The organism is Methylovorus mays, from assembly GCF_020531915.1.
In the GTDB taxonomy this organism is placed as follows: domain Bacteria; phylum Pseudomonadota; class Gammaproteobacteria; order Burkholderiales; family Methylophilaceae; genus Methylovorus; species Methylovorus mays.
In genome coordinates this window covers 29,747-53,092 of sequence record NZ_JAJAVG010000007.1, presented here as the reverse complement: position 1 = coordinate 53,092, position 23,346 = coordinate 29,747, and the positions used below count along the sequence as shown (strand labels likewise).

General features: G+C 56.5%; 23 protein-coding genes. 13 read left to right on the top strand and 10 right to left on the bottom strand.

Annotation, left to right across the window (positions count from 1 at the left end):
• Positions 1 to 4 precede the first annotated feature (4 nt).
• The 4 genes from LG203_RS08910 to rluB all read left to right on the top strand — a co-directional run bounded on the left by LG203_RS08910 (position 5) and on the right by rluB (position 2,850).
• Positions 5 to 337, top strand: coding sequence for a DMT family transporter (locus LG203_RS08910; RefSeq protein WP_230345450.1), 333 nt, complete (start codon positions 5 to 7; stop codon positions 335 to 337).
• The gene (locus LG203_RS08905; protein ID WP_230345449.1) at positions 337 to 1,119 is read left to right on the top strand and encodes a segregation and condensation protein A; all 783 of its coding nucleotides are present in this window, start codon (positions 337 to 339) and stop codon (positions 1,117 to 1,119) included. The genes LG203_RS08910 and LG203_RS08905 overlap by 1 nt, the downstream gene beginning before the upstream one ends.
• A 4-nt stretch (positions 1,120 to 1,123) precedes the next feature.
• A complete protein-coding gene (scpB, locus tag LG203_RS08900) occupies positions 1,124 to 1,687 on the top strand; it encodes an SMC-Scp complex subunit ScpB (protein ID WP_230345696.1) in 564 nt (187 codons plus the stop codon).
• A 74-nt stretch (positions 1,688 to 1,761) separates the two neighbouring features.
• Positions 1,762 to 2,850, top strand: a complete 1,089-nt coding sequence (gene rluB / locus LG203_RS08895; RefSeq protein ID WP_230345448.1) for a 23S rRNA pseudouridine(2605) synthase RluB — start codon at positions 1,762 to 1,764, stop codon at positions 2,848 to 2,850.
• Positions 2,851 to 2,872: 22 nt separating this feature from the next.
• Here rluB and LG203_RS08890 read toward each other — a convergent pair whose 3' ends face one another.
• The 9 genes from LG203_RS08890 to LG203_RS08850 form a co-directional block, all read right to left on the bottom strand.
• On the bottom strand, positions 2,873 to 4,921 hold the full coding sequence (locus LG203_RS08890) for a bifunctional diguanylate cyclase/phosphodiesterase (RefSeq protein WP_230345447.1): 2,049 nt from the start codon (positions 4,919 to 4,921) through the stop codon (positions 2,873 to 2,875).
• Positions 4,911 to 5,408, bottom strand: coding sequence for a YfiR family protein (locus tag LG203_RS08885; protein ID WP_230345446.1), 498 nt, complete (start codon positions 5,406 to 5,408; stop codon positions 4,911 to 4,913). The genes LG203_RS08890 and LG203_RS08885 overlap by 11 nt, the downstream gene beginning before the upstream one ends.
• A 23-nt stretch (positions 5,409 to 5,431) precedes the next feature.
• On the bottom strand, positions 5,432 to 7,384 hold the full coding sequence (locus LG203_RS08880; protein WP_230345445.1) for a TonB-dependent receptor plug domain-containing protein: 1,953 nt from the start codon (positions 7,382 to 7,384) through the stop codon (positions 5,432 to 5,434).
• Between the two features lie 96 nt (positions 7,385 to 7,480).
• On the bottom strand, positions 7,481 to 8,380 hold the full coding sequence (gene prmB / locus LG203_RS08875) for a 50S ribosomal protein L3 N(5)-glutamine methyltransferase (protein ID WP_230345444.1): 900 nt from the start codon (positions 8,378 to 8,380) through the stop codon (positions 7,481 to 7,483).
• Positions 8,377 to 9,504, bottom strand: a complete 1,128-nt coding sequence (dapE, locus tag LG203_RS08870) for a succinyl-diaminopimelate desuccinylase (protein ID WP_230345443.1) — start codon at positions 9,502 to 9,504, stop codon at positions 8,377 to 8,379. The genes prmB and dapE overlap by 4 nt, the downstream gene beginning before the upstream one ends.
• Positions 9,501 to 9,851: an ArsC family reductase gene (locus tag LG203_RS08865; RefSeq protein WP_230345442.1), complete on the bottom strand. Its 351-nt coding sequence runs from the start codon at positions 9,849 to 9,851 to the stop codon at positions 9,501 to 9,503. Before LG203_RS08865 ends, dapE begins: the two co-directional genes overlap by 4 nt.
• A 176-nt stretch (positions 9,852 to 10,027) precedes the next feature.
• A complete protein-coding gene (dapD, locus tag LG203_RS08860; protein WP_230337630.1) occupies positions 10,028 to 10,855 on the bottom strand; it encodes a 2,3,4,5-tetrahydropyridine-2,6-dicarboxylate N-succinyltransferase in 828 nt (275 codons plus the stop codon).
• 130 nt (positions 10,856 to 10,985) lie between these two features.
• A complete protein-coding gene (locus tag LG203_RS08855; protein WP_230345441.1) occupies positions 10,986 to 11,828 on the bottom strand; it encodes a M48 family metallopeptidase in 843 nt (280 codons plus the stop codon).
• 72 nt (positions 11,829 to 11,900) lie between these two features.
• Positions 11,901 to 13,784 carry a potassium transporter Kup gene (locus LG203_RS08850; protein WP_230345440.1) on the bottom strand — a complete coding sequence of 628 codons (1,884 nt, stop codon included), beginning with the start codon at positions 13,782 to 13,784 and terminating at the stop codon, positions 11,901 to 11,903.
• A gap of 318 nt (positions 13,785 to 14,102) precedes the next feature.
• On the opposite strand from LG203_RS08850, the gene LG203_RS08845 reads away from it, so the two are divergent.
• Positions 14,103 to 14,888, top strand: a complete 786-nt coding sequence (locus tag LG203_RS08845; protein WP_230345439.1) for a PEP-CTERM sorting domain-containing protein — start codon at positions 14,103 to 14,105, stop codon at positions 14,886 to 14,888.
• Between the two features lie 93 nt (positions 14,889 to 14,981).
• On the opposite strand, the gene xseA is transcribed toward LG203_RS08845, so the two are convergent.
• A complete protein-coding gene (xseA, locus tag LG203_RS08840; RefSeq protein ID WP_230345438.1) occupies positions 14,982 to 16,184 on the bottom strand; it encodes an exodeoxyribonuclease VII large subunit in 1,203 nt (400 codons plus the stop codon).
• 60 nt (positions 16,185 to 16,244) lie between these two features.
• Between xseA and LG203_RS08835 the strand changes: the two genes are divergently transcribed.
• The 8 genes from LG203_RS08835 to LG203_RS08800 all read left to right on the top strand — a co-directional run bounded on the left by LG203_RS08835 (position 16,245) and on the right by LG203_RS08800 (position 23,333).
• On the top strand, positions 16,245 to 16,745 hold the full coding sequence (locus LG203_RS08835; protein WP_230345437.1) for a disulfide bond formation protein B: 501 nt from the start codon (positions 16,245 to 16,247) through the stop codon (positions 16,743 to 16,745).
• 11 nt (positions 16,746 to 16,756) lie between these two features.
• A complete protein-coding gene (cysM, locus tag LG203_RS08830; protein ID WP_230345436.1) occupies positions 16,757 to 17,644 on the top strand; it encodes a cysteine synthase CysM in 888 nt (295 codons plus the stop codon).
• 105 nt (positions 17,645 to 17,749) lie between these two features.
• A complete protein-coding gene (locus LG203_RS08825) occupies positions 17,750 to 19,519 on the top strand; it encodes an AsmA family protein (RefSeq protein ID WP_230345435.1) in 1,770 nt (589 codons plus the stop codon).
• 13 nt (positions 19,520 to 19,532) lie between these two features.
• Positions 19,533 to 19,727 (top strand): hypothetical protein, encoded by a 195-nt coding sequence (locus LG203_RS08820; RefSeq protein WP_230345434.1) that lies wholly within the window; start codon positions 19,533 to 19,535, stop codon positions 19,725 to 19,727.
• 10 nt (positions 19,728 to 19,737) lie between these two features.
• On the top strand, positions 19,738 to 20,157 hold the full coding sequence (locus tag LG203_RS08815) for a YdbL family protein (protein WP_230345433.1): 420 nt from the start codon (positions 19,738 to 19,740) through the stop codon (positions 20,155 to 20,157).
• A gap of 96 nt (positions 20,158 to 20,253) precedes the next feature.
• Positions 20,254 to 21,033: a 3'-5' exonuclease gene (locus LG203_RS08810; RefSeq protein ID WP_230345432.1), complete on the top strand. Its 780-nt coding sequence runs from the start codon at positions 20,254 to 20,256 to the stop codon at positions 21,031 to 21,033.
• Positions 21,034 to 21,469: 436 nt separating this feature from the next.
• Complete coding sequence (locus tag LG203_RS08805; RefSeq protein WP_230345431.1) at positions 21,470 to 22,060, top strand: RcnB family protein; 591 nt, start codon at positions 21,470 to 21,472, stop codon at positions 22,058 to 22,060.
• A 322-nt stretch (positions 22,061 to 22,382) separates the two neighbouring features.
• A complete protein-coding gene (locus LG203_RS08800) occupies positions 22,383 to 23,333 on the top strand; it encodes an ABC transporter substrate-binding protein (RefSeq protein WP_049757276.1) in 951 nt (316 codons plus the stop codon).
• The last annotated feature ends 13 nt before the right edge of the window (positions 23,334 to 23,346 follow it).

The window sequence follows — 23,346 nt, the reverse complement described above, 5'->3', positions numbered from 1 at the left end:
AGATATGAACCACTGGCTTGCGCTTGGTATTGCAATTATCGCTGAGGTAATTGCTACCACGGCCCTCAAATCCACCGAGGGCTTCACCCGCCTGGTGCCCTCATTGATGGTGGTGGCAGGCTATGGCACCGCGTTTTATTTCATGACGGTCAGCCTGCGCGTGTTTCCGGTGGGCATCATGTATGCCATCTGGGCCGGCGTCGGCATCGTGCTGGTGGCCTTGCTGGGCTGGGTGTTCTACAAGCAATCGCTGGATTGGCCCGCCATACTCGGCATTGCGCTCATCATCAGCGGTGTCATCGTCATCCATGTGTTTTCGCGCGCGGTGGCCCACTGATGCAGACCCAGCTCGCAATTGACGTTCGTATCTATGGCGAGCAACTCGATACCATCCCGCAGGATCTCTATATTCCCCCCGATGCGCTGGAAGTCTATCTGGAGGCGTTTGAAGGCCCGCTCGATCTGCTGCTTTACCTGATCCGCAAACACAATCTGGATATTCTGGATATTCCCATGGCCGAGCTCACCCGCCAGTACATGGATTATGTGGAAAAGATGCGTGCCACCAAACTGGAGCTTGCGGCGGACTATCTGCTGATGTCTGCCATGCTGATTGAGATCAAGTCACGCATGCTGTTGCCCAAGCCCGCCGACATTGAGCAGGAAGATGATCCGCGCGCTGAGCTGGTTCGCCGCCTGATGGAATACGAAGCTATCAAGCTTGCCGCCCAGCGCCTGGATGAGATGCCGCAGGTCGGGCAGGAGATAGTCGTGGCACATGCCTATTTTGAGCAGATTGCCGTGGCAGGCCCGCCCGGCATCAGTTTTGAAGATCTGGTGGCTGCCTGGCAAGCGGTATTGCAGCGTGCCAGCCATTTTCAACACCACCGTGTCGGCCGCGCCGAACTCTCGGTGCGCGAGCACATGAGCCTGGTGTTGCGCCGCTTGCAGCGCGATGGCATGGTGGAATTCATGGACCTGTTTGACGTGGTGAATGACGGCCTGCCCAAGCTGGTCGTATATTTCCTGGCGATACTCGAGTTGGCACGAGAAGGCTTGGTCAAGATCACGCAGCAGGCCTCGTTCTCCCCTATTTATTTGCAGGCACAGGAGCGATAAGGTGTTGCAGGAACCGCTGAATACCGCGCAGATGAAACAAATACTGGAGGCTGCCTTGCTCACCGCCGGGCAGCCGCTTTCGCTGGATGAGTTGCTGCGCCCCTTTGATGGCCGCATGGAGCGTGCCACCTTGCGCATGCTGCTGGATGAGCTGAAGGCTGACTGGCAGCAGCGCAGCCTGGAGCTGGTGCAGGTCGCCAGCGGCTGGCGCTTTCAGGCGCGTCCGGAGTTTTCGCTTTATCTTTCCCGCATCAATCCCGAGCGCCAGCAACGCTACTCACGGGCCGCGATGGAGACCTTGGCGATCATTGCCTATCGCCAGCCGGTGACGCGCGGCGATATCGAGGAAATTCGCGGTGTGGCGGTCAACCCCAACATCATGCGCCAGCTCATTGAGCGCAACTGGATTGATGTGGTGGGGCAGCGCGATGTGCCGGGGCGGCCATCGTTATATGCCACTACCAAGACCTTTCTTGACGATCTGAACCTGCGCTCGCTGTCTGAATTGCCTGCGATGGAGAACTTCAGCCAGCAGGATATTCTGTTTGAGCCGCCGCAACCCGACTAGCTCCTGCAAGTTTTAATTTTTTAGCGCTCTGGTTGCCCGTATAATAAGCACTTAATTATTCAGGCAAGATTCAGATGGCACGTCCCTTCAAACAGCAACGCAACCCCGGCAATATCAAACCCACTGCCTCCGTCAGTACCGATCCGGATGCAGTACCACAGCGTTTGCACAAGCTGCTCGCGCTGGCAGGCCTGGGCTCACGTCGCGAGATGGAAGAGCTGATCCTGAGCGGCCGCATCACCATCAACGGCAAGGTGGCCGAGGTGGGGGCTGCCGTGGTGCCTGGCGATGTGGTGCGCTTTGATAGCCGCCCGGTGCATCTGCCATTTGAGGCCGAGCTGGCCCAGGTGCTGATCTACCACAAGCCCGAAGGCGAAATCGTCAGCCAGGATGACCCGGAAAAACGGGCGACCGTATTCGACAAGCTGCCACGTGTGCGCGGTGCCAAGTGGATTGCCATTGGCCGTCTCGATATCAATACCTCCGGCTTGCTGATTTTCACGACTTCCGGCGAATTGGCCAACCGCTTCATGCACCCGCGCTACGAAGTGGAACGTGAATATGCCGTGCGGATTTTTGGCGAGCTGACCGAAGGTGAAATGCTGCAGCTGACGCAAGGCATTGAGCTGGAAGACGGCCCGGCCAGTTTTGACAGCATTCGTCCCCAGGGCGGTGAAGGGGCCAATCACTGGTATCAGGTTATTCTGCGCGAAGGTCGCAACCGTGAAGTGCGCCGTTTGTTTGATGCCTTTCAGAAGCCGGTCAGCCGCTTGATGCGCGTGCGCTTTGGCCCGGTCAATCTGCCGCCACGCCTGAAACGCGGCCAGATGCTGAATTTGGATCCCAAGGAAGTGCTGGGCTTGCTGGAGTGGGCTGGCTTGCCACTGCCCAAAGCGCCTTTGCGCCAGCGTACCGCGCGTGAAAAAGAGAAAGCCGGGCAGGTATTTACCCCGAAAGCGCGCCGTGCTGCGCCTGAACGTGAACCACGTGCCGAGGGCACAACAGGCCGTCCAGCCTATGGTGCTCGCCCGGATGCGGCAGGCCGTGCCGATGGCAGAAAAACCAGCGCCAGCCCTGCGCGCAAGCCTGCACAATCACGCCGTATCCGTCAGGATGCCGATATCCCCGCGCCGCGTTCGCGTCGCCCCTCCACCAAGCGTTAAGCGGGCTTTGGCAAGACCTTAATTAAGCCATATCCCGGCCGAGCTGCTGGCAAATCAGCCGCTCGGCATCGTCTGCCGTCACGGGTGGGCTGAACAGATATCCCTGAATTTTTTCGCAGCCATTGGCACGCAGGAAATCGGCCTGTGCCAAGGTTTCCACGCCTTCCGCCACGGCGCTGAGTTTGAGCGTTTTTGCCAGTGCCAGTATCGCCTGGGCAATGGCGCTGCCTTCCGGGTCATCGGGCAAGCCCTTGATGAAGCTGCGATCAATCTTGATGGTATTGATGGGGAACTGCCGCAAATAGCTCATGGATGAGTAACCGGTGCCGAAATCATCAATGGCAATGCCCAGCCCGGCCTGGCGCAGCATGTGCATTTTCTCGATCATCACACTGGACTGATCCATCAGCACACTTTCCGTCAGTTCGATATTGAGCAGGCGGGAGTCGAGTCCTACCTTGTTTACCATATTGACGATGTTCTGCACGATATTCGGGTGGTGGAACTGCCGGCCTGAAAAATTCACATTCATGATCAGATCGTTTGCATAGCGTTCCTGCCACGCTTTAGCCTGCAGGCAGGCGGTTTCCAGTACCCAGTCACCTATCTGCATGATGAGTCCGGAAGCCTCGGCCAGCGGGATAAAGACATCAGGGCGTATATTGCCCAGCTCGGGCTGGAGCCAGCGCAACAAGGCTTCAAAGCCGACGATCTTGCGGCTTTCCAGCGCAATGATGGGTTGGTAGTAAAGCTCCAGCTCATGTCCGGGCAATGCTTTTTGCAGCATGGACATCAGCTTTTCCTGCTGGTGGGCCGAGTCTTCAAGCTCACGCGAGTAATAGCGGAAGGTATTCTTGCCATCGGCCTTGGCCCAGTACATGGCGGTATCGGCATTGCGCAACAGCCCCGATACATTGTCCGCATCGGCGGGAAAGTTGCTGATGCCTATGCTGGCGCCGACAAATATTTCATGCGCGTTAATGACGAATTTTTCCGAGAACAGGGCGACAATGGCGCTCGCCGTGGCATCGATTGCTGACAGCGGCTGGTCGCGCAGGATGATGGCAAACTCATCCCCGCCTATGCGACAGAGAATGCTTCCCGGCACCAGGGTTTGCAGGATGCGGCTGCCGGCCTCCCGCAACAGGCTGTCGCCCGCCAGATGGCCCAGGGTATCGTTGACGGTCTTGAAGTTATCCAGGTCAATAAACATCAGGTAGCAGTTTTGCTGGCGCTGGGCCGCATGTTCCAGCATCAAGGCAAGTTGCTCATTGAAAAAATGCCGGTTGGGCAGATGGGTGACGGTATCGTAGTAAGCCAGTTTGTCCAGCTGCTCTTCGGCCAGCTTGCGTTGCGAAAGCTCATCCTCCAGGCGCTTGCCATGGTTGTACAGGCTCATCAGCATACCGTCTATGCCGCGGGCCAGCGTGCCAAACTCATCGCGCCGTGCCATGTTGGAACGCAGACCATAGTTCTGCTCCGCCGAGACGCGACTGACAAAGGCTGTCAGCGAACTCAGGGGCTCGGTAATCAGCAGATTGAGTCTGGCGGCAATCAGGCGTGCGGCCAGCATGGCGAGCAGGCCCGCCATCAATACCACCAGGGAAAACAGGCCGAGACGCGCATTCAGTTTGTTGAGGTTAATCTCGATATACAGGATCGCCAGCGGTTTTTGTTCCAGTATCAGCACATAGCGCCGGTTCATGCGATGCAGGCCGGTATAGGGAACACGGATATCCGGCGCACGAGGATTGGCTACTTTGACATATTGGCTGAAGCGCTTGCCATTGTTGAGATATACCTCGGCGCGATTGATACTCGGCACCAGCCGCAGGCTGGACAATATCTCATCCGCGGTCTTCTGGTCGTCAAATACCACGGCGGCGCTGAGATTGCTTTTCAGGATCTCGGCCTGGGCATTGAGGTCATTTTCGATATCCGTGAGCGCGCTCTGGTATTGGAATACCAGCATGACGGCAAAGACAACGATCAGCGCGGTCGCGGTGACGATAAATTGTAAAATCAGCAGCTTGGTGCGTATTGAGCTGATATTGAATCCTTTAAGAGCCATCGTCTTCCTTGCGTACGGTCTTGGCCAGCCTCAGCAGTTTTGAGCTGATGCTGAGATTGGCGCGTTTCGATTGCACCAGGTCCACATCAAAACCAAGGCGTTTGTTTTCTACGTGCATTTGAATCATGGCCTGACTCTGACTGCCTTCCCCCACCGTCAGCACGGGACTGTTGACCAGCTTGGTCAGTGTTTGGCGTATGTCGGTGCTTTTTGTGTCGCCGATGTAGAGTATCTGGCAATCGCCAGTATCGCGATTGGCTGGTTCGATAATGCGCAGTGGGCGGCCATTGACCTGCTTGCTTGCCAGCAAGCGTACGTTGACCAGATGTGTCTGGCCCGGCAGGATACATACATTGATGACATCCTTGCCACTCTCCGGCCACTCGGTGAAAACGACGAAGTTATACAGATAGGCTGCGCGCATATCGGTGATCGGGATAGCATTCTCTCCCTGACTGTGCATGATGGGCAGCAGCCAGACAGCCATCAACAGGAGTGCCCGTATCCGCATCATTTGAAATCGTAGATGCATTGCAGCCAGAAGGTGCGGCCATTCTGCGCGATGCGCTCAGGCAGCATATAGCTGGGAGCTGCCACCGTATAGTCATGATCCAGCAGGTTTTTCAGGCTGGCGGATATTTCCAGGTTGGAGATCACCTGGCGCGATACCAGGGTCAGATTCACCAAGGTATAAGAGGGCAGGGTAGCGCGGGCATCGTCAGGGCGCTTGCCCATGTAAAGCACCTCCACGCCGGAATTCAAGCTTGGCCCCAGCAGTGGATAGGAAATGCTGCTTTTGGCCATATGCCGCGGCGAGTTGATCATCTGCTTTCCGCTATCATCGCGGTTATCCTGCCAGGCATAGCTGGCCCGCGCATACGCGCCATTATCCCAATGCTGTTCCAGCTCGATATCGGCTCCCCGGGCGTGACTGTCGGGCCAGTTGAAAAACTGAATCGTGTCTGGCGCGATATTGGCAGAACCGATCCGGCGCCGGGTCTGATAATGGTATACCGAACCCAGAAGGCGGATATTGGGCAAAGGACGATGCTCAAGTACCAGCTCATAAGCCTGCACCAGTTCATTTTTCAGCTCCGGATTCGGGCGTTGGGTAGCGTTGTCCGTGTAGTATTTTTCATAGACATTGGGCCGACGAAACGCACTGGAATACGAGGCTTTCAGTGTCGTCAGTTCATTCAGTTGGTAAGCCATGCCCAGGCGGGGGGATAGCTGGTGCAGGTGATCATTGCCCATATCCAGCCTTGCACCATAGTTCAGGGTCAGCCGCTGCGACAAGCTGTATTCATCCTGAAGATAGCTGCTGATGGTTTGTGTCTGCCTGTGCTGTGCAAGGCCGGGTAACTCGAAATCCTGCTGGTAATCCTGGCGGTACTCAGCGCCGAGCAGCAGGCGGTGTCCGGTAAAGCGGGTATCCACGAACTTGATGTCCGTGCCCCACCAGCGGCCGATTCCGCGCTCGCTGAACAGCTCTCCGTCATATATATAGCGACCCGCATTGCGGTACTGGCCGTAATACGTGCGCAATGACATCTTGAGTACCGGGCTCAGCGTGTCATCGTATTTGAGATTGAGGAAGCCATTGGCATCCCCCAGTCTGCTGGGGCTGGCATTGAAATCTGCGCCATAGGCGGCAGTGGGATCGTCCTTGTAGCGGGAGACATATCCCCCCTCTAGCGACCATCGCTCGTAACTGCCCTTGATGAAATAGCGGCGATTTCGCTCACCATCCAGGTCGCGTGCCACGCCATCACTGCCACCGGTAGTGAATTCCTTGAAATACAGGTTTTGCCCGGCGCTGTAAAAGGTGGAGGCGGACATCAGCACATCGGCCCCGTTATCCAGCACCTTGCCATAGGTAATGCGCTGTTTGCGGCCCTGATGACTGGAAAATTCAGTGCTGACCTGCGTGCCGTCAAACTGCTGGCCGGTTTTGGTGATGATGTTGATAATGCCGTAAAAGGCGCCATTGCCATACGTCACAGAGCCAGGGCCCGATACATATTCCACGCGCTCGATCAGCTCGGTATCAAGCAGGCCATCCTGCCCGAGGTAGGCCGAGTTGTAGAGATTGTCATTGGCCTGAAAACCATCAATCAGCAGCATGACCCGGCCAGGGTAGTCGCCCGTGCGGCCAAATCCGCGCCCGCCCATATAGTCATACTGACGGTCATTGGAAACCTGCAAGCCACGCATGCTGGAGAGGATATCGGCCAGCGTGCGATAACCGAACAGTTTGATGTCTTCTGCCGTGACGATGCTGACAGCCGAGGAGGACTGACTGATCTGTTCGGAAATGGCGGCAGCCGTCTGCACATCCGTCTCGACCAGCTGTTCTAGCGGAATGTCAGTAATGTCCCTGGCCGCCAACGCGGTGCCTGGCAGCAAAACCATGGTGCCAAGCAGGCAGGCGGCGAGATAAGGGATCCGTATCAATGAATGCATGCCATAAATCAATAAAAGGGATGGGCTGCCTACATCTTTACGATGCGGCAGCCCATCTATCTAACGACCTGTTCGTGTGTTTATTCAGCGGATGACTCAAGGCAGCTGCTTTTTACTTAGCATGAACACAAACTCGTTGCCGGACTCCACTTCCAGCCAGGTAAATGGCAGGTCGGGATAAGCCTCATGCAAGGCATCCCGGTTGTGGCCGATTTCCACAATCAGCAGGCCGCCGTCATTGAGGTATTTACCGGCTTCGCGCAGCAGGGTATGCGTATGTTCCAGTCCGTCGGTACCGCTGCCCAACGCGATTTGCGGCTCATTGCGGTACTCTTCCGGCAGTTGGGCCATGGAGGGGGCGTCGACATATGGCGGGTTGCTGATGATGAGATCGTAAGTCTTGCCTTGCAGCGCGCTGAACATGTCGGACTGAATCGCCTTGACCTGATCCTGCAAACCGTAATTGGCAATATTGATATTGGCGACCGCCAGGGCATCGGCGGAAATATCCGCGACATCGACCTCGGCATCGGGGAAGGCATGCGCCAGCAATATGCCGAGGCAGCCACTGCCGGTGCAGATATCGGCCGCGCTTTCCACCATTTCGGGGTAATCAATCCAGGGTGACAGGCCATCTTCCAGTAACTCGGCGATAAACGAGCGCGGCACGATGACGCGCTCGTCCACGTAGAACTTGAAGCCCTTGAGCCAGGCCTCGCGTACCAGGTAAGCGGTCGGCACGCGCTGCTCGACACGGCGCTCCAGCAGATGCGCCAGATGCTTGCGTTCGGACTCCAGCAAACGGCTGTCCAGAAAGTTGTTCAGCGTGTCGTGCGGCAGATGCAGCGCGCTCATGATGAGCCAGACGGCTTCATCATAGGCATTGTCGGTGCCATGGCCAAAGAAAATGCCGGCTTCTTCAAAACGGCTGACGGCGAAACGCAGCCAGTCGCGGATGGTGATCAGCTCTTCGCTCAGGCGGGGATAGTGTGTCATGTCAGCAGGGTTTCCATAGTCAGGCGGTAGGCATCTTTCAAGGGCTCGATATCGGCCACGCCTACGCATTCATTCAGTTTGTGGATGGTGGCATTCAGCGGGCCGAATTCAACGACCTGACTGGCAATGTCCGCAATGAAGCGGCCATCAGAGGTGCCGCCACTGGTCGACAGTTCCGGCGTGACGCCAAAGGCAGTCTCAATGGCGGCGCTGATGGCCTCGACCAGGGTCCCCTTGGGTGTCAGGAAGGGCTTGCCGGAAAGCTCCCACTGCAGATCGTATTCGAGTTCGTGCTTGTCCAGAATGGCATGCACGCGCTCGCGCAAGCCTTCTGCCGTGCTGGCCGTCGAAAAGCGGAAGTTGAACAGGATGGTGACTTCGCCCGGCACCACATTGGTGGCGCCAGTGCCGCCGTTCATGTTGGAGATCTGCCAGGAGGTGGGCGGGAAGTATTCATTGCCGCTATCCCACACGGTATCTGCCAGCTCCTTGATCGCAGGGGCCACCAGGTGAATGGGATTTTTGACCAGGTGCGGGTAGGCGATGTGACCTTGCACGCCCTTGACGACCAGTTTGCCGGAGAGCGAACCCCGGCGGCCATTCTTGATCATGTCGCCGACCACCTTGCTGGAAGTGGGTTCGCCGACGATGCAGTAATCAATCAACTCGCCGCGCGCTTTCAGCGTCTCAACGACTTTGACCGTACCATGGGTGGCAATGCCTTCTTCATCCGACGTGATCAGAAGGCCAATCGAGCCTTGATGGTCAGGGTGCCCGGCGACAAATTCTTCAATGGAGGTGATGAACGCCGCCAGTGAGGTCTTCATGTCCGCTGCACCGCGCCCATACAGCATGCCATCCTTGATGGTGGGCTCAAAGGGTGGAGTGTGCCATTGGTCGACCGGGCCGGTAGGCACCACATCGGTATGGCCTGCGAATACCAGCAGCGGGCCTTCTGTGCCACGCCGGGCAAAGAAATTGTCTACCTCGCCAAAACGCATGCGCTCAATCTTGAATCCCAGGGGTTCAAGCCGTGAAATCAGCAGTTCCTGGCAGCCGAGGTCTTCTGGCGTGACTGAGCGGCGTGCGATCAGATCCTGAGCCAGGGCAAGGGTTTTACTCATGACGTTTGCAGCTTTCCGTAGGTGGATTCATCGAAACCCAGTGCCAGCAGTTTGCCATCAGCGACCAGGACCGGGCGTTTGATGACGGAGGTTTTATCCTGCATGAGGCGTATGGCAGAAGTATTATCGGTGACAGCGGATTTTTCTGTCTCAGACAGATTGCGCCAGGTCATGCCGCTACGGTTGACCAGTTTCTCCCAGGTGGTTTGCTGTAACCATTGTTCCAGCGTGGCGGCGTCTATTCCCAGCTTCTTGAAGTCGTGAAATTCATAAGGAATCTGGTGATCGTCCAGCCAGGTACGTGCTTTTTTCACCGTGTTGCAATTGGGTATGCCGTAGAGTTTCATCTGCCTGCCTGACTCAATTAATCAAATATCGATTTTAACAGCCTGGCCTTTGCTTTAGGCCGGCATTATCAACGGGTGGGCCCATGCCGGATTGCCATTGGCGCATGAATGGAAAAGGCTAACCCAGGAGGTCCCCAGGTTAGCCTTGCAAGCCCCGCAGCCCTGCAAATCTTGCGTTAGATGCCGCGCAGCAGTTCGTTAATACCGACCTTGCCCAGCGTTTTGGCATCGACCTTCTTGACGATCACGGCACAGTACAGGCTGTAGCTGCCATCCTTGGAGGGTAGGTTACCGGAGACCACCACGGAGCCTGCAGGTACGCGGCCATAGGTGATGCTGCCGGTTTCGCGGTCATAAATCTTGGTGCTCTGGCCAATGTACACACCCATGGAGATCACGCAGTTGTCTTCCACCACCACGCCCTCTACCACTTCCGAGCGTGCGCCGATGAAGCAGTTATCGCCAATGATCGTAGGGCCGGCTTGCACGGGTTCCAGCACGCCACCAATGCCGACACCGCCCGACAAGTGCACATTCTTGCCGATCTGCGCGCAGGAGCCGACGGTCGCCCAGGTGTCGACCATGGTGCCTTCGCCGACATAAGCGCCGATGTTGACGTAAGACGGCATCAGGACCGCGTTTTTGGCGATATAGGAGCCACGACGCACGATGGCGTTAGGCACGACGCGGAAGCCACCGGCCTTGAAATCGGCTTCGGTGTAATTGGCAAACTTGGGAGGCACCTTATCGAAGTATTTGGTCACGCCATCATCCAGCAGGACGTTGTCTTCCAGGCGGAAAGACAGCAGCACGGCTTTCTTGATCCACTGATGCGTCGTCCACTCCTGGGTATCGCCCACGCGCTCTGCTACGCGCAGCTTGCCAGCGTCCAGATCAGCCAGCACGCTGAATACAGCATCCTTGACTTCGGCCGTGGCGGTGGCAGGGGTAATGTCGGCACGACGCTCAAATGCGTCTTCGATGATGGCTTGCAATTGACTCATGAATGTTCCCGGATAAATGCGTAAAAACCGCTATTTTAACTCAAAGAGCCTGCTTGATCTGCCTAATTGCAGTTATGCAGGGAGGAATGTGAAGTGAGGCATGCCGCACAGGGTAGCCTCATGGCCCAGCTTATTTTTTACCGCTGATGGCCTGCTCATAAAGCGGCATGACCGTCGGGATAAGCGATTTGATGTCGGCAATGCGGCTCTCGTCGGAGGGGTGGGTGCTGAGGATTTCAGGTGGCTTGGAGCCGCCTTGCTTGCCCATTTTTTCCCACAGCGTGACAGCGGCATTGGGGTTGTATCCCGCACGTGCTGCCAGCTCCAGACCCATTTCATCGGCTTCGTGTTCGGCCGTGCGACTGTTGGGCAAGGTGAGGGCAACCGCGGCAACTGCACCGCCCAGTGCCAGCGTCTTGGTCGCATTGTTTGCGCTCTTGGTGGAAAGGCCAATCAGTGCAGCAGCGCCCAGCAGGCCATATTGCTGTACCTTGGCACGCGACATCTGCTCCCGTACATGCTCGCGCAATGCGTGTGAGATTTCATGCCCCATGACGGCAGCGAGTTCGTCGTCCGTCGGTTTGATCTGGTCAAGCAGGCCGGTGTAGACCATGATCTTGCCGCCTGCCATGCAGTAGGCATTGATCTCCTTGCTGTCCTGCACGTTGATTTCCCATTTCCACTTCAGGGCATCCGGCCGGAATACGCCGACCTGCGCAATCAGGCGCTCGGCAATGGCACGCACACGCTGGGTTTCCTTGCTGTCCGTATTTAGCAGTTTCTTGGATTCGGCTTCTTTGAGGGTCTGCTGGTAAGCGAGCGCCGATTGCTGCTCGGCTTCCTGTTCCGAAACCAGGCCGACATATTGTTTACGATCAACACCCACGGCACCTGACTTGGTCGTGCTGGTAGTGGCGCATCCGCTAAGCTGGGTCGTGGCGATGAGAAACGCCAGAATCAGGGTTTTTCTCATGATGGTCTCCTGCTGAATATCAATGACTCAATTTTAAAGTGTGCCATTGCAATGGCATCATTTTGTTGCTTCTTACAACGTGACCTGGGCCCCCAGCTCAACTACCCGGTTAGGCGGCAGCTTGAAATGATTGGTCACGCTATCGGCGTTACGGAACATGGTGATAAACAGTTTTTCGCGCCAGAACGCCATCTCTGAGTGGCGGGCAGGGAACAAGGTTTCCTTGCCGATAAAGAAGGAGGTGTCCATGGTTTCCAGTTCCAGCCCCTGCTCGGCGCAAAGCTCCAGGTCGCGCGGCAGATCCGATTCATCCTTGAAGCCATAGCGCACGCTGACCCGATAAAAGTCATGCGGCAAGGCTTCGACGATGATGCGCTCGCGGCGGGAGATAAAAGGTTCATCCTCGATTCTCACTGTCAGGAGCACGACCTTTTCGTGCAGCACCTTGTTGTGCTTGAGATTGTGCAACAGGGAGTGCGGGACGCCGTAAGGATTGGGCGTCATGTAAATGGCATTGCCCTGCACGCGCGTAGGAGGGAAGCTGCCAATCGCATCCACAAAAGGCGCCAGCTCCATGGCTTCGCTTTTCAGGCGGCGAAACAGAAGATCGCGTCCGGTTTTCCAGGTGGTCATCAGGGTAAAGATGACAATGCCGATCAGCAGCGGGAACCAGCCACCATCGGGGATTTTGAGCACATTGGCGCCGAAGAAGGCGAGGTCGACCGTCAGGAACACCGAGATCAGTGCGCCCGTGCGCAACCAGCTCCAGCCCCAGATTCCATGGAAAACCACGCCCGCCAGCAGGGTGGTGATCACCATGTCGCCCGTGACGGCAATGCCGTACGCGGCAGCAAGATCGCCAGAGGAGCCAAAGCCCAGCACCAGCGCCATCACTGCCAGCATCAGGCCCCAGTTGACGCGGGGAATATAAATCTGCCCTTGCTCTTTATCGGAAGTGTGCATGACTGGCATGCGGGGAAGATAGCCCAGTTGCAATGCCTGACGCGACACCGAGAATGCGCCGGAAATGACTGCCTGTGCAGCAATCACGGTCGCCAGCGTGGCCAGGATAATCAGGGGGAACAGCAGCCACTCCGGCGCCATCAGGTAAAACGGGTTTTTAACGGCGGCATTGTCATGCAGGATAAGTGCGCCCTGGCCAAAGTAATTGAGCACCAGCGCTGGCAACACAAAGCCGAACCAGGCAAGCCGGATGGGTTTTTTGCCAAAATGTCCCATGTCGGCATACAGCGCTTCCGTGCCCGTCACCGCCAGCACGACAGAGCCCAGCGCCACAAATGCCACCCAGGGAGCCGCAGCAAAGAAGCGTACGGCATAAATCGGGCTCAAGGCTTGCAGCACAAGCGGTTCGTGCATGATGTTGACCGCACCAAGTATCGCCAGTGTACCGAACCACAGCACCATGATAGGCCCAAAAAAAGCACCAACAAGCGCGGTGCCTTTGCTCTGTACCCAGAAGAGAATGAAGATGACGACCATGGTGATCGGGATGATGGCGCCATGCATGTGCGGGGCTGCCACTTCCAGACCTTCCACGGCGGACAGTACCGAGATGGCAGGGGTAATCATGCCGTCCGCGTAAAACATGCAGGCCCCCAGAATCCCGATCAGCATGATCATGCGCTCTTTGCGCACGTTACCTGCCACGTTGCGACTGGCCAATGCCAGCAAGGCCATGATGCCGCCTTCGCCCCGATTGTCTGCCTTCATGATGAAGGCCACGTATTTCACCGACACGATCATGATCAGCGACCACAGGATCAATGACAGGATGCCGAAAATATTGTCATGCGTCAGCGGAACCGGGTGGGGGCTGACAGCAAACACTTCCTTCATGGTGTAAAGCGGGCTGGTACCGATGTCCCCATATACAACGCCAAGTGCAGCCAGTGCCAATGCAGGGAGCGGGGTCTTGCCGGTTTTTGCGGATTCCATTCAGACAGGCTTCGGATGATAGTTTGCAAATTTTAACAGGGTTCAAAAAATGCCTGTCCAGCTTTTTAAGTTTATTTTTGTTGTGCAAGCGATGGCTGACTAATGTTTCACGCGAAAAAAACAGGCAAATAATGACGTTTTTTTATTTATAAACAGATGGTTATATATTTTTAATCAAACGGACTATTGCTGCGTATCAGCCCATTTTCTACTATTCGTTCCACAAGCTTGCTCTGATGCCATTGCAGAGCTCGGGGGCTTTAAGTTTTTTGTAATTATTTTTAATGGCTTACATAAAAAATACGGGGAATTTCAATCATGAATAAATTCAAAATCGGCGTGATGGTCGCTCTGGCTGTATTCAGCCTGAACGCCTCTGCTACCAGCTTCAAGTATGGCAAGGGCGACAACCATGACCGCGACGGCAAGTACAGCACTTCGCATGATGGTTGTTCTGTTTGCGATCCTGACAACAGCATTTTCGGTTCGGACTTCAAGGAAGGCAAAACCACGCAAACCTTCACGAACTTCATTCCGGATACTGATGCGACTTTCACGGCGCACGGTGGCACATTCCAGAAGAAGACTCAGGATGGTTACACCGGTATTGGCATTTCCGGCAAGACCGCTGGTGAAATTGATATTGGCGAAAGCATCGATGTTTCCTTCACCAAGAACATCATCATCACCAACATCACACTGGGTCTGCTGTTTGATGGTCCTGAGTACGGCGATGTAAACGAAACCGCCAAGATCACGGCTACCTTCATGGATGGTACAACGGCCGATTACTTCCTGACGGCTACGGGTCTGACGACGGCTACCTGGTCTGGTCCTGGCACCGTGAGCAACATCAGCGAAGCCAGCTACGGCGAAGGCGCGTTGTGGGCGATTGCCAATCCTTTCGGCAACAAGCAAGTGAGTGGATTGTCGTTCACCGCTGTGACGGGTCTTTGTGGTAGCGGTAGCTGCAACAACCAATCCGACTATGTGCTGCATTGCATTTCGGCAGTACCCGAGCCATCGACCTACGCCATGATGATGGCAGGCATTGCCGCTGTTGGCTTCAGTGCTCGTCGCAAGGCCAAGAAAAACCAAGCTTAATCCGCTTGCGTTGATCTGAAAAAAGCCCGGTTTATACCGGGCTTTTTTTATGGCTGGCAGTTCTGATGTGACTTTGTCGTCACTCTCAGCGCATCATCGTGAATCTACCCTGTCTACTGTTGTAGTCACCTGCCCATCAGAAAACTGCAGTGTTATCTCGTTGCCTTTTTGCAAGGTCTGGACAGACTTCAGCAGGCTGCCATCTTCCGCATAGGCCAGCGTATAGCCCCGACTGAGAATGGCCTGCGGGTTCAGGTGCATGAGATTTTGCTGCAGGGTTTGCAATTGCCGGGTCTGGCGTTCCAGCTTCTGGCGCATGGCTTGTTGCAGGCGCCATTGCCACTGCTGCAGTTGATGGCCACGGTGGGCAATCTGCTGGCTGGGCGAAAGCAGGCGGCGGGTGAGGTAGTCCATATGTTGCATGCGCTGGCTGAGTAGCTGTTGCATGGCCCGGCTCAGGCGGCGGCTGAGTTGCGCTTGTGCTTGCAGCAGAGCCTGGCGGTCGGCACTGACCAGTTCAGCGGCAGCGGTCGGTGTCGCCGCGCGGATGTCGGCGGCAAAGTCGGCGATGGTGAAGTCGGTTTCGTGGCCGACGCCGCTGATCACCGGCATGCTGCAGCCATGGATGGCGCGGGCGACGATTTCTTCATTGAACTGCCACAGGTCTTCCATGCTGCCACCGCCGCGGCAGACGATCAGCACATCGACTTCGGCGCGTGCGCTGGCGGTTTCGATGGCGGCTGCAATCTGCACGGCGGCGCCTTTGCCTTGCACGGGTGTGGGGTAGATGATGACTTCCAGCGAGGGCATGCGCCGCCGCAAGGTGCTAAGCACATCGCGCAAGGCCGCAGCATCGGGCGAGGTGACGATGCCGATGCGTTGGGGATGCCCTGGAATCGGACGTTTGCTTGCGGGGTCAAACAGCCCCTCGGCTTGCAGCTTTGCCTTGAGTTTTTCGAAGGCCTCGAACAGTGTGCCGAGGCCGGCGCGTTGCAAAAACTCAATGGTGAGCTGAAAGTCACCGCGCGCTTCATACAGGGTGACCAGCGCGCGTGCTTCCACCTTGTCGCCTTCGCGTGGTTGCCAGTCCAGATAGCTGTTGCGGCCGCGAAACATGACACAGCGCACCTGGGCGCCTGCATCCTTGAGGGAAAAGTACCAATGGCCTGAGGCGGCGCGCGTGAGGTTGGAGATTTCGCCCGAGACCCAGAACAAGGGAAATGCGCGTTCCAGTGTGTCGCGCGCCAAACGATTCAGCTCGGTCACGGTCAATATGCGGGGCGCTGATTCAGCCATTTCGGTGCTTACCTGTAATCCGTTACAATGGCTCGATTATAAAGTGTTGAGGAAATCTCCATGACAATTAAATGCCTGCAAGGCAGAACCGGTTATGTGCTGGGCTTTATCGCCAGCTTTGGTCTGGTGGCCTTTGCCTTGTATATTCAGCAAAAACACAATCTGGAGCCTTGTCCGCTCTGCATTTCGCAGCGCATTGTCTACATGGTGCTGGGCGTGCTGTTTTTGCTGGCGGCCTTGCATAATCCCAAGGCGGCAGGTCGTAAAGTGTATGGTCTGCTGCACCTGGCAGCCGCGGTGACCGGCGTGGTGATCGCGGCGCGGCACATGTGGATACAGGCGAATCCGGACAAGGTGATGGCCGAGTGTGGCGCGGGCTTTGACTACCTGTTTGAGAGCTTCCCCATGAAAAAGGCCATGGAACTGGTGTTCAAGGGCACGGGCGAATGCTCGGCTATTGACTGGACGCTGTTTGGCCTCACCATTCCGCAGCTGTCGCTGATCGCATTCTCGGCGCTGGGCCTCTATGCGGTCTATCTCGCATTCCTGAAAAAGAACTGAATTCAATTTTTATGTATAAAACCCTGGAAGATTTTGTCGGCAATACGCCGCTGGTGCAACTCAAGCGTTTGCCTGGCAATACCAGCAATACCATATTAGTGAAGCTCGAAGGCAACAACCCTGCCGGGTCGGTAAAAGACCGGCCGGCCCTGTCCATGATCAAGCGGGCCGAGGCGCGTGGTGATATCAAGCCTGGCGATACCCTGATCGAGGCGACTTCTGGCAACACCGGCATTGCGCTGGCGATGGCAGCGGCGATGCGCGGTTACAAAATGGTGCTGGTCATGCCGGAAAACCAGAGCCTGGAGCGGCGCCAGACCATGAAAGCCTTTGGTGCCGAACTGGTATTGACGCCGCGCGATGGCAGCATGGAACTGGCACGCGATGTGGCGATGAAGCTGCAAGCGGAAGGTGAGGGCATTGTGCTGGACCAGTTTGCCAACATGGACAATCCATTGGCGCATTACGAAGGCACCGGCCCTGAAATCTGGCGCGATACGGCAGGCAAGGTCACCCATTTTGTTTCCAGCATGGGCACCACGGGTACCATCATGGGCACTTCGCGCTACCTCAAGGAGCAAAATCCCGCCGTGCAGATTATCGGCGTGCAGCCGGAAGAAGGCGCGCAGATTCCCGGCATTCGCAAATGGCCGGAAGCCTACATGCCCAGTATTTACGATGCAGGCCGCGTCGATGAGCTGGTGTATGTGAGCCAGGCGGATGCCGAAAAAACCACGCGCAAGCTTGCCAGCATCGAGGGCATATTCGCTGGCATATCCTCAGGTGGCGCCCTCCACGCCGCCCTGCAACTGTCCAAAAAGGTCGAAAACGCCGTGATCGTTTCCATCGTGTGCGATCGTGGTGACCGCTATCTCTCCACCGGGGTATTCCCCGGTTAAGCCAGGCCAGCCGTGATCACGCGACGCGATCTGCCTGGTTTGCGTATCACGGTTGGCTGCTGGCGAGCCTCAACTCGCCTCATTCCGCTCATTGTTTTTGTTTGCATGACATGGCTGCCAAGCACGGCCATGGCCGCCAGCAGCTTGACCATTGAAGCCGACACGGTAGAGGCGGAGGGCTGGCAGGCCAAAGCCGTGAAACTGGTGCTGGCGCCTGCCCGGCGTCCGGCGCTTGCCCTTAGCAGCCAGATCAAGCTTGCCAAGGCTCCCGCATGGAGCAGCCTGCACGCCGAGTGTGGGCAGATCAGGCTGCCTGCCGGGCGCGGTGCATGGGTATGCCAGCAGGGTCTCGTCAGCGCCGATCGTATTCGGCTCCCGTTCAATCTCACCCTTGATACCACCCCCGTCGCCGGGCAGCCCGCCTTGCGGCTGAATGTGCAGTTGCAGGATGCCCAGTTCAGCGATGCGGCGGGTTTGCATGCCGTTGAAAAGCTCCATGCCCGTGCAGAAGTGCAGGCGCGACAGCAAGCGGGGCGCTGGCTGTGGGATGCGGCCATCACCTGGTCAGGCGGCGAATTGTTCTGGCAGCCGCTCTATCTGCAGGGCCAGGGGCAAGCGCTGAAAGCCGCTGGCACATGGGATGCGCAGGCCTTGCAGCTGGATCAAGCCGTGTTGCAGCTGCCAGGAGTGGCAACAATGCATGCGAGCGGCAAGTGGTCAGTGCCTGAACGCAAGTGGCAAACCCTGCATGTGGATGTTCCTGATGTCGATCTGGCCAAGGCTTATCCTGCGCTGCTCAAACCCATGGTGGAGCAGAGCGCCCTTGGGCATGTCGAGATGGCCGGCAATGTCGCGCTGCAGGCCGACTGGCAGGCCGGTCAATTGCAGGCATTCCAGCTGCGCTTGCGCGATGTGGATATGGAAGACGAGCAGCATCGTTTCGCCTTTTACAAGCTGAATGCCGATATCCCCTGGGATTATGACCAGGCGCAGCCCGTCAAGATGGGCTTTGCCGGTGGGCATCTGCTCAAGGTGCCCTTGGCCGCGAGTCAGTTGCAGGCGGAGATCAACCGCTATGCGCTGACGGCGCCTGAGCTGCGGCTGAATATACTGGATGGCGCGCTGGTGTTATCGGATGTCTCTGCGGCCACGCTGGGCGGACAGTGGTATTGGCATCTGCGTGCCAACCTCACGCCTCTGGATATGCCTGAACTAAGCACCGCGCTGGGCTGGCCGCGCATGGCGGGCAAGGTGGCGGCCTCCATTCCCATGGTGACCTACAACGCCGGTACGCTGACCACGGATGGGGTGCTGGGTTTCAATCTGTTTGATGGCAATATCAGCGTGAATAATCTGGGCATGCAGACGCCGCTGGGCAGCAGTCCGCGCCTGCATGCCGATATCGAATTGCGCAATCTGGATCTGGGGCATCTCACCCGCACCTTTTCCTTTGGTGCCATTGAAGGCAAGCTGGATGGCGATATCCAGCATCTGGAGCTGCAGAACTGGCAACCCGTGGCATTCGACGCCGTACTCAAGAGCAGTCCCGGGAAGTATCCGCGCAAGATTTCGCAGCGCGCTGTGGAAAATATCTCGGCCCTGGGTGGTGCGGGGGCGGCGGCCGCCATACAGCGCAGTGTGCTGCGCTTTTTTGATCAGTTCAATTATGAAAAGCTCGGTTTGAGTTGCCGCCTGCGTGCGGATGTATGCACCATGGATGGCGTGGCGCAGGCGCCACAAGGCTATGTTATCGTCAAAGGCAGTGGCATCCCGGCCATCACGGTCATGGGGTACAATCGCCTGGTCGGCTGGAGCGAGCTCGTAAGCCGCATCCGGCGCGTCACCGAGAGCAATGTCAAACCGGTGATCAAATAGGAGAGTTAATACCATGAAGCTTGTTTACTGGGCGCTGCCCGCCGCATTGCTGCTACCTGCCTGTGTCACTATCAATATTTATTTCCCTGCGGCTGCCGCTGAAAAAGCCGCCGATCGCATCATTGATGATGTCTGGCAACTGCAGGACAAAAAAGCGGCCCCGACTGCCCCGGCTGGCGAAACACCTGCCGTTCAACCCGCGCCATAAAGGATTCCCCATGAAAACTATCATTATCGTCTTCAGCCTCATGATGAGCATGTGGCTGTCGTTGAGCCCGGCACATGCGGCGGCGGATCTTGAAATCAATACGCCCGCCATCAGTGCCATCAAAAACAGCATGCAGGCGCGCCATGCCCAGCTGGCGCCGTTTTATAGCAGTGGTGCGGTCGGATTTTCCCGTGACGGTCTGGTGGCGGTGCGTGATGCCGCGGCTGTCCCGCTGGCGCAGCGCCAAGCCCTGAATAGCCTGGTAGCGGCCGAAAACAAGGACCGCAACGCGCTCTACGCTGAGATTGCCAATGGCAACCAGCATCCCGAATGGGAGCCAGAAATCCGCGCCACCTTCGCCAAGCGCTGGGCCGATAAGGCACAGGGCGGCTGGTGGGTGCAGGATGGCAGTGGCTGGGTCAAGAAGTAAGCTTGCGGACAGCTGACTTCAATGCCGATCTGGCTAGCCCTTTCATAACCCAGCGCCTGACCGTGCTTTTTCACCAGATATTCACCGAGTGACACCATGACCCCGACCCTTGTGTTCGATATTGAAACCATCCCCGATGTCGACGGCCTGCGCCGCCTGTACGATCTGCCGCCTGAAACTTCTGCTGAAGATGTCGCGCGCATTGCCTTTCATCAGCGCCGCCAGCAAAACGGCAGCGAGTTTTTGCCTCTGCAACAGCATAAGGTGGTGGCGATTTCATGCGCCATGCGTGAAGGGGATAGCTTTCGGGTGTGGACGCTGGGCGCAGCGGATGCCCCCGAGCGCGAGATCATTCAGCGGTTTTTCGATGGTATCGAAAAGTACAAACCGAATGTGGTGTCATGGAATGGTGGCGGCTTTGACCTACCTGTGCTGCACTATCGCGGCTTGATTCACGGCGTGCAGGCGAGCTGCTACTGGGATATGGGCGAGGATGATCGCGACTTCAAGTGGAACAACTACATCAGCCGCTACCATACGCGGCATCTGGATTTGATGGACTTAATGGCACTGTATCAGGCCCGCGCCAATGCTCCGCTGGATCAGATCGCGCAGCTATGCGGTTTCCCTGGCAAGCTCGGCATGGATGGCTCCAAGGTGTGGGATGCCTACTGCCGCGGTGAGATTGAAGCCATACGCAATTATTGCGAAACCGATGTGGCGAATACCTACCTGGTCTACCTGCGCTTTCAGCTGATGCGAGGACATTTGAACCCCGAGTCATATGCCAGCGAGATTGCGCTGGTGCGCCAGACGCTGGCGGCCAGTGAAGGGCCGCACTGGAAAGAATTTCTGGCGGCGTGGGCGGACGATTAAAACCTTGTCTGCGGGCGAGTCTGGCTGCCCAGTTATTTAGTGCAGCCACCCAAACTTGCTATGGCAGGCTGTCCCGCAGACCGGGCTCAAATAGTTGCACTTATTGCTGACTCGCGGTGTAGCGGGGTACCTCCAGATTCTGAACATTCATTTCCCCGGACGCGATTCCGCTCAACACGGGGCCGAAAAGTAAAAAAGCGAGTAGTAAATGAACAAACTTTTCCATGATGAATTCTCCCGGTTCAACAAGTTAAAAAAAGTAAAAAAGCGTTGATGGAAGATTAAAACGGCTGGTGTCTGGTCCATATCCGACATAAGCTGATTCTCATGTAGGAATGCAGGAAGCAACGCCTGACCGCAAAGGCGTGGTGAATATAACAAGCGGATCAATAGGTTAATCTAAAAAGATCGGGGTTTGATATCCATGGAGAGCACAATGCAAAACAATAAATTAGCGAATCTGGCGGCATGCCTGTGTCTGATGGGCGGGCTGGCACTCTCTGCCCCCGCCTTTGCTGGCAAGCCGGATGGAGCAGGCCACGGCAATGGCAATGGACAAGGTCAGCAACATGGCGGCCCGGACCGTGGCGGACGTGGTAATGACGGACCAGGCGGGCGTCCCGACGGCGGTGATCGAGGTGGTGACCGCGGTGCGTACAAGGGCGGTGACCGCGGTGGCGACCGTGATCACCACGGCGGCGATGTGCGTGTGGGCATGTATTTTGGCGATCAGCAACGCACCATCGTGCATGATTACTATGGCGAACAATTCCGCCGTGGTCATTGCCCACCTGGACTGGCGAAGAAACACAACGGCTGCATGCCACCAGGCCAAGCCCGCAAATGGCGTAAAGGCTATCCATTGCCAAGGGATGTCGTGTATTACGACTTGCCACCGCGCATTATCGTTGATCTGGGCGCGCCGCCTGCCGGGTACAAATATGTGCGTGTGGCGGCAGATATTCTGCTGATCGCCGTGGGCACCGGCATGGTAATGGATGCGATTGACGATCTGAGCAGCATGTAACGCAATTTCGATTATTTAAAGCCTTGAACATAGCCCCGACCCTGGTCGGGGCTTTTGCTTTCTATGTGCATCAAATCTGGTGCATTTTGCCTTTTTTGCACGGACTTGGTGCTGCGTGACAAAAATGAAAAGGGGTTGATATTCGGGATGATTTTATTAGGAAAGTATATAAAAACAATAACTTGAAGGTATTTATTGGAAGTTGGTCAGTCGTGGCATAGTGGTTGCTTTAGTATTACTGAAATTCATTTTCGTAATACTAACCAGGAGAGCCATTGTGATATCACTTTTACCATCTTCAGGCATTAAAAACATTGCACGCATGGCGGTATTAGCTGCCGGTTTCTGTTTCACCATGGCGGCCGAAGCCGCCGCACCGCTCAAGATCGGCTATAGCGACTGGCCGGGCTGGGTGGCATGGCAGGTGGCCATCGAAAAAGGCTGGTTCAAGGAAGCCGGCGTGGATGTGAAGTTTGACTGGTTTGATTATTCCGCCTCCATGAATGCCTTCAGCGCTGGCAAGATCGATGCCGTCACCGTGACCAATGGCGATGCCCTGGTTACCGCCGCCGGTGGTGCCAAAAACGTCATGATCATCGTGACCGACTATTCCAATGGCAACGACATGATTGTCGGCAAGCCGGGCATCAAGAGCCTGAAAGACCTGAAAGGCAAGAAAATCGGTCTGGAACTTGGCCTGGTTGAGCACCTGCTGCTGCTGAATGGCCTGCAAAAAGCCGGTCTCAAGGAAAGCGACGTAACGCTGGTCAATACGCCTACCAACGAAACCCCACAAGCACTGGCTTCCGGCGACCTGGCGGCGATTGGTGCATGGCAGCCTAACTCTGGCGAAGCCATGAAGCGCGTCCCCGGTGCCAAGCCTATCTACACCTCTGCCGATGAACCCGGCCTGATCTACGACGTATTGACCGTCAGCCCTGCCAGCCTTTCCAGCCGCCGTGCCGATTGGGAAAAAGTCGTGAAGGTCTGGGCCAAGGTGGTGGATTACATCAATGACCCAAAAACCCAGCCTGATGCCGTGAAGATCATGGCTGCGCGCGTGGGCATCAAGCCAGAAGCCTACCTGCCATTGCTCAAGGGCACCCGTCTGCTCACCCTGGACGAAGGCAAGGCCATCATGGTGAAGGCCGATGGCTTCAAGTCGCTGTACGGTTCTTCCAAGATTGTGGATGACTTCAACGTTAAAAACGCGATCTACAAGAAGCCGCAGGACCTGAACAAGGCGATTGATCCTACGCTGGTCAGCAAGTAAGTCATCCGTTATC

Bases quoted from the DNA above. Each gene is read 5' to 3' on its own strand.
- LG203_RS08885 (WP_230345446.1), bottom strand. From the start codon at position 5,408: ATGGCTGTCTGGCTGCTGCCCATCATGCACAGTCAGGGAGAGAATGCT.
- LG203_RS08850 (WP_230345440.1), bottom strand. From the start codon at position 13,784: ATGGAATCCGCAAAAACCGGCAAGACCCCGCTCCCTGCATTGGCACTG.
- LG203_RS08810 (WP_230345432.1), top strand. From the start codon at position 20,254: ATGACCCCGACCCTTGTGTTCGATATTGAAACCATCCCCGATGTCGAC.
- LG203_RS08835 (WP_230345437.1), top strand. From the start codon at position 16,245: ATGACAATTAAATGCCTGCAAGGCAGAACCGGTTATGTGCTGGGCTTT.
- LG203_RS08880 (WP_230345445.1), bottom strand. From the start codon at position 7,384: ATGCATTCATTGATACGGATCCCTTATCTCGCCGCCTGCCTGCTTGGC.
- LG203_RS08855 (WP_230345441.1), bottom strand. From the start codon at position 11,828: ATGAGAAAAACCCTGATTCTGGCGTTTCTCATCGCCACGACCCAGCTT.
- LG203_RS08815 (WP_230345433.1), top strand. From the start codon at position 19,738: ATGAAAACTATCATTATCGTCTTCAGCCTCATGATGAGCATGTGGCTG.
- xseA (WP_230345438.1), bottom strand. From the start codon at position 16,184: ATGGCTGAATCAGCGCCCCGCATATTGACCGTGACCGAGCTGAATCGT.
- dapD (WP_230337630.1), bottom strand. From the start codon at position 10,855: ATGAGTCAATTGCAAGCCATCATCGAAGACGCATTTGAGCGTCGTGCC.
- LG203_RS08805 (WP_230345431.1), top strand. From the start codon at position 21,470: ATGCAAAACAATAAATTAGCGAATCTGGCGGCATGCCTGTGTCTGATG.
- LG203_RS08845 (WP_230345439.1), top strand. From the start codon at position 14,103: ATGAATAAATTCAAAATCGGCGTGATGGTCGCTCTGGCTGTATTCAGC.
- cysM (WP_230345436.1), top strand. From the start codon at position 16,757: ATGTATAAAACCCTGGAAGATTTTGTCGGCAATACGCCGCTGGTGCAA.
- dapE (WP_230345443.1), bottom strand. From the start codon at position 9,504: ATGAGTAAAACCCTTGCCCTGGCTCAGGATCTGATCGCACGCCGCTCA.
- prmB (WP_230345444.1), bottom strand. From the start codon at position 8,380: ATGACACACTATCCCCGCCTGAGCGAAGAGCTGATCACCATCCGCGAC.
- LG203_RS08910 (WP_230345450.1), top strand. From the start codon at position 5: ATGAACCACTGGCTTGCGCTTGGTATTGCAATTATCGCTGAGGTAATT.
- LG203_RS08865 (WP_230345442.1), bottom strand. From the start codon at position 9,851: ATGAAACTCTACGGCATACCCAATTGCAACACGGTGAAAAAAGCACGT.
- LG203_RS08825 (WP_230345435.1), top strand. From the start codon at position 17,750: ATGACATGGCTGCCAAGCACGGCCATGGCCGCCAGCAGCTTGACCATT.
- LG203_RS08890 (WP_230345447.1), bottom strand. From the start codon at position 4,921: ATGGCTCTTAAAGGATTCAATATCAGCTCAATACGCACCAAGCTGCTG.
- rluB (WP_230345448.1), top strand. From the start codon at position 1,762: ATGGCACGTCCCTTCAAACAGCAACGCAACCCCGGCAATATCAAACCC.
- LG203_RS08905 (WP_230345449.1), top strand. From the start codon at position 337: ATGCAGACCCAGCTCGCAATTGACGTTCGTATCTATGGCGAGCAACTC.
- LG203_RS08820 (WP_230345434.1), top strand. From the start codon at position 19,533: ATGAAGCTTGTTTACTGGGCGCTGCCCGCCGCATTGCTGCTACCTGCC.
- LG203_RS08800 (WP_049757276.1), top strand. From the start codon at position 22,383: ATGGCGGTATTAGCTGCCGGTTTCTGTTTCACCATGGCGGCCGAAGCC.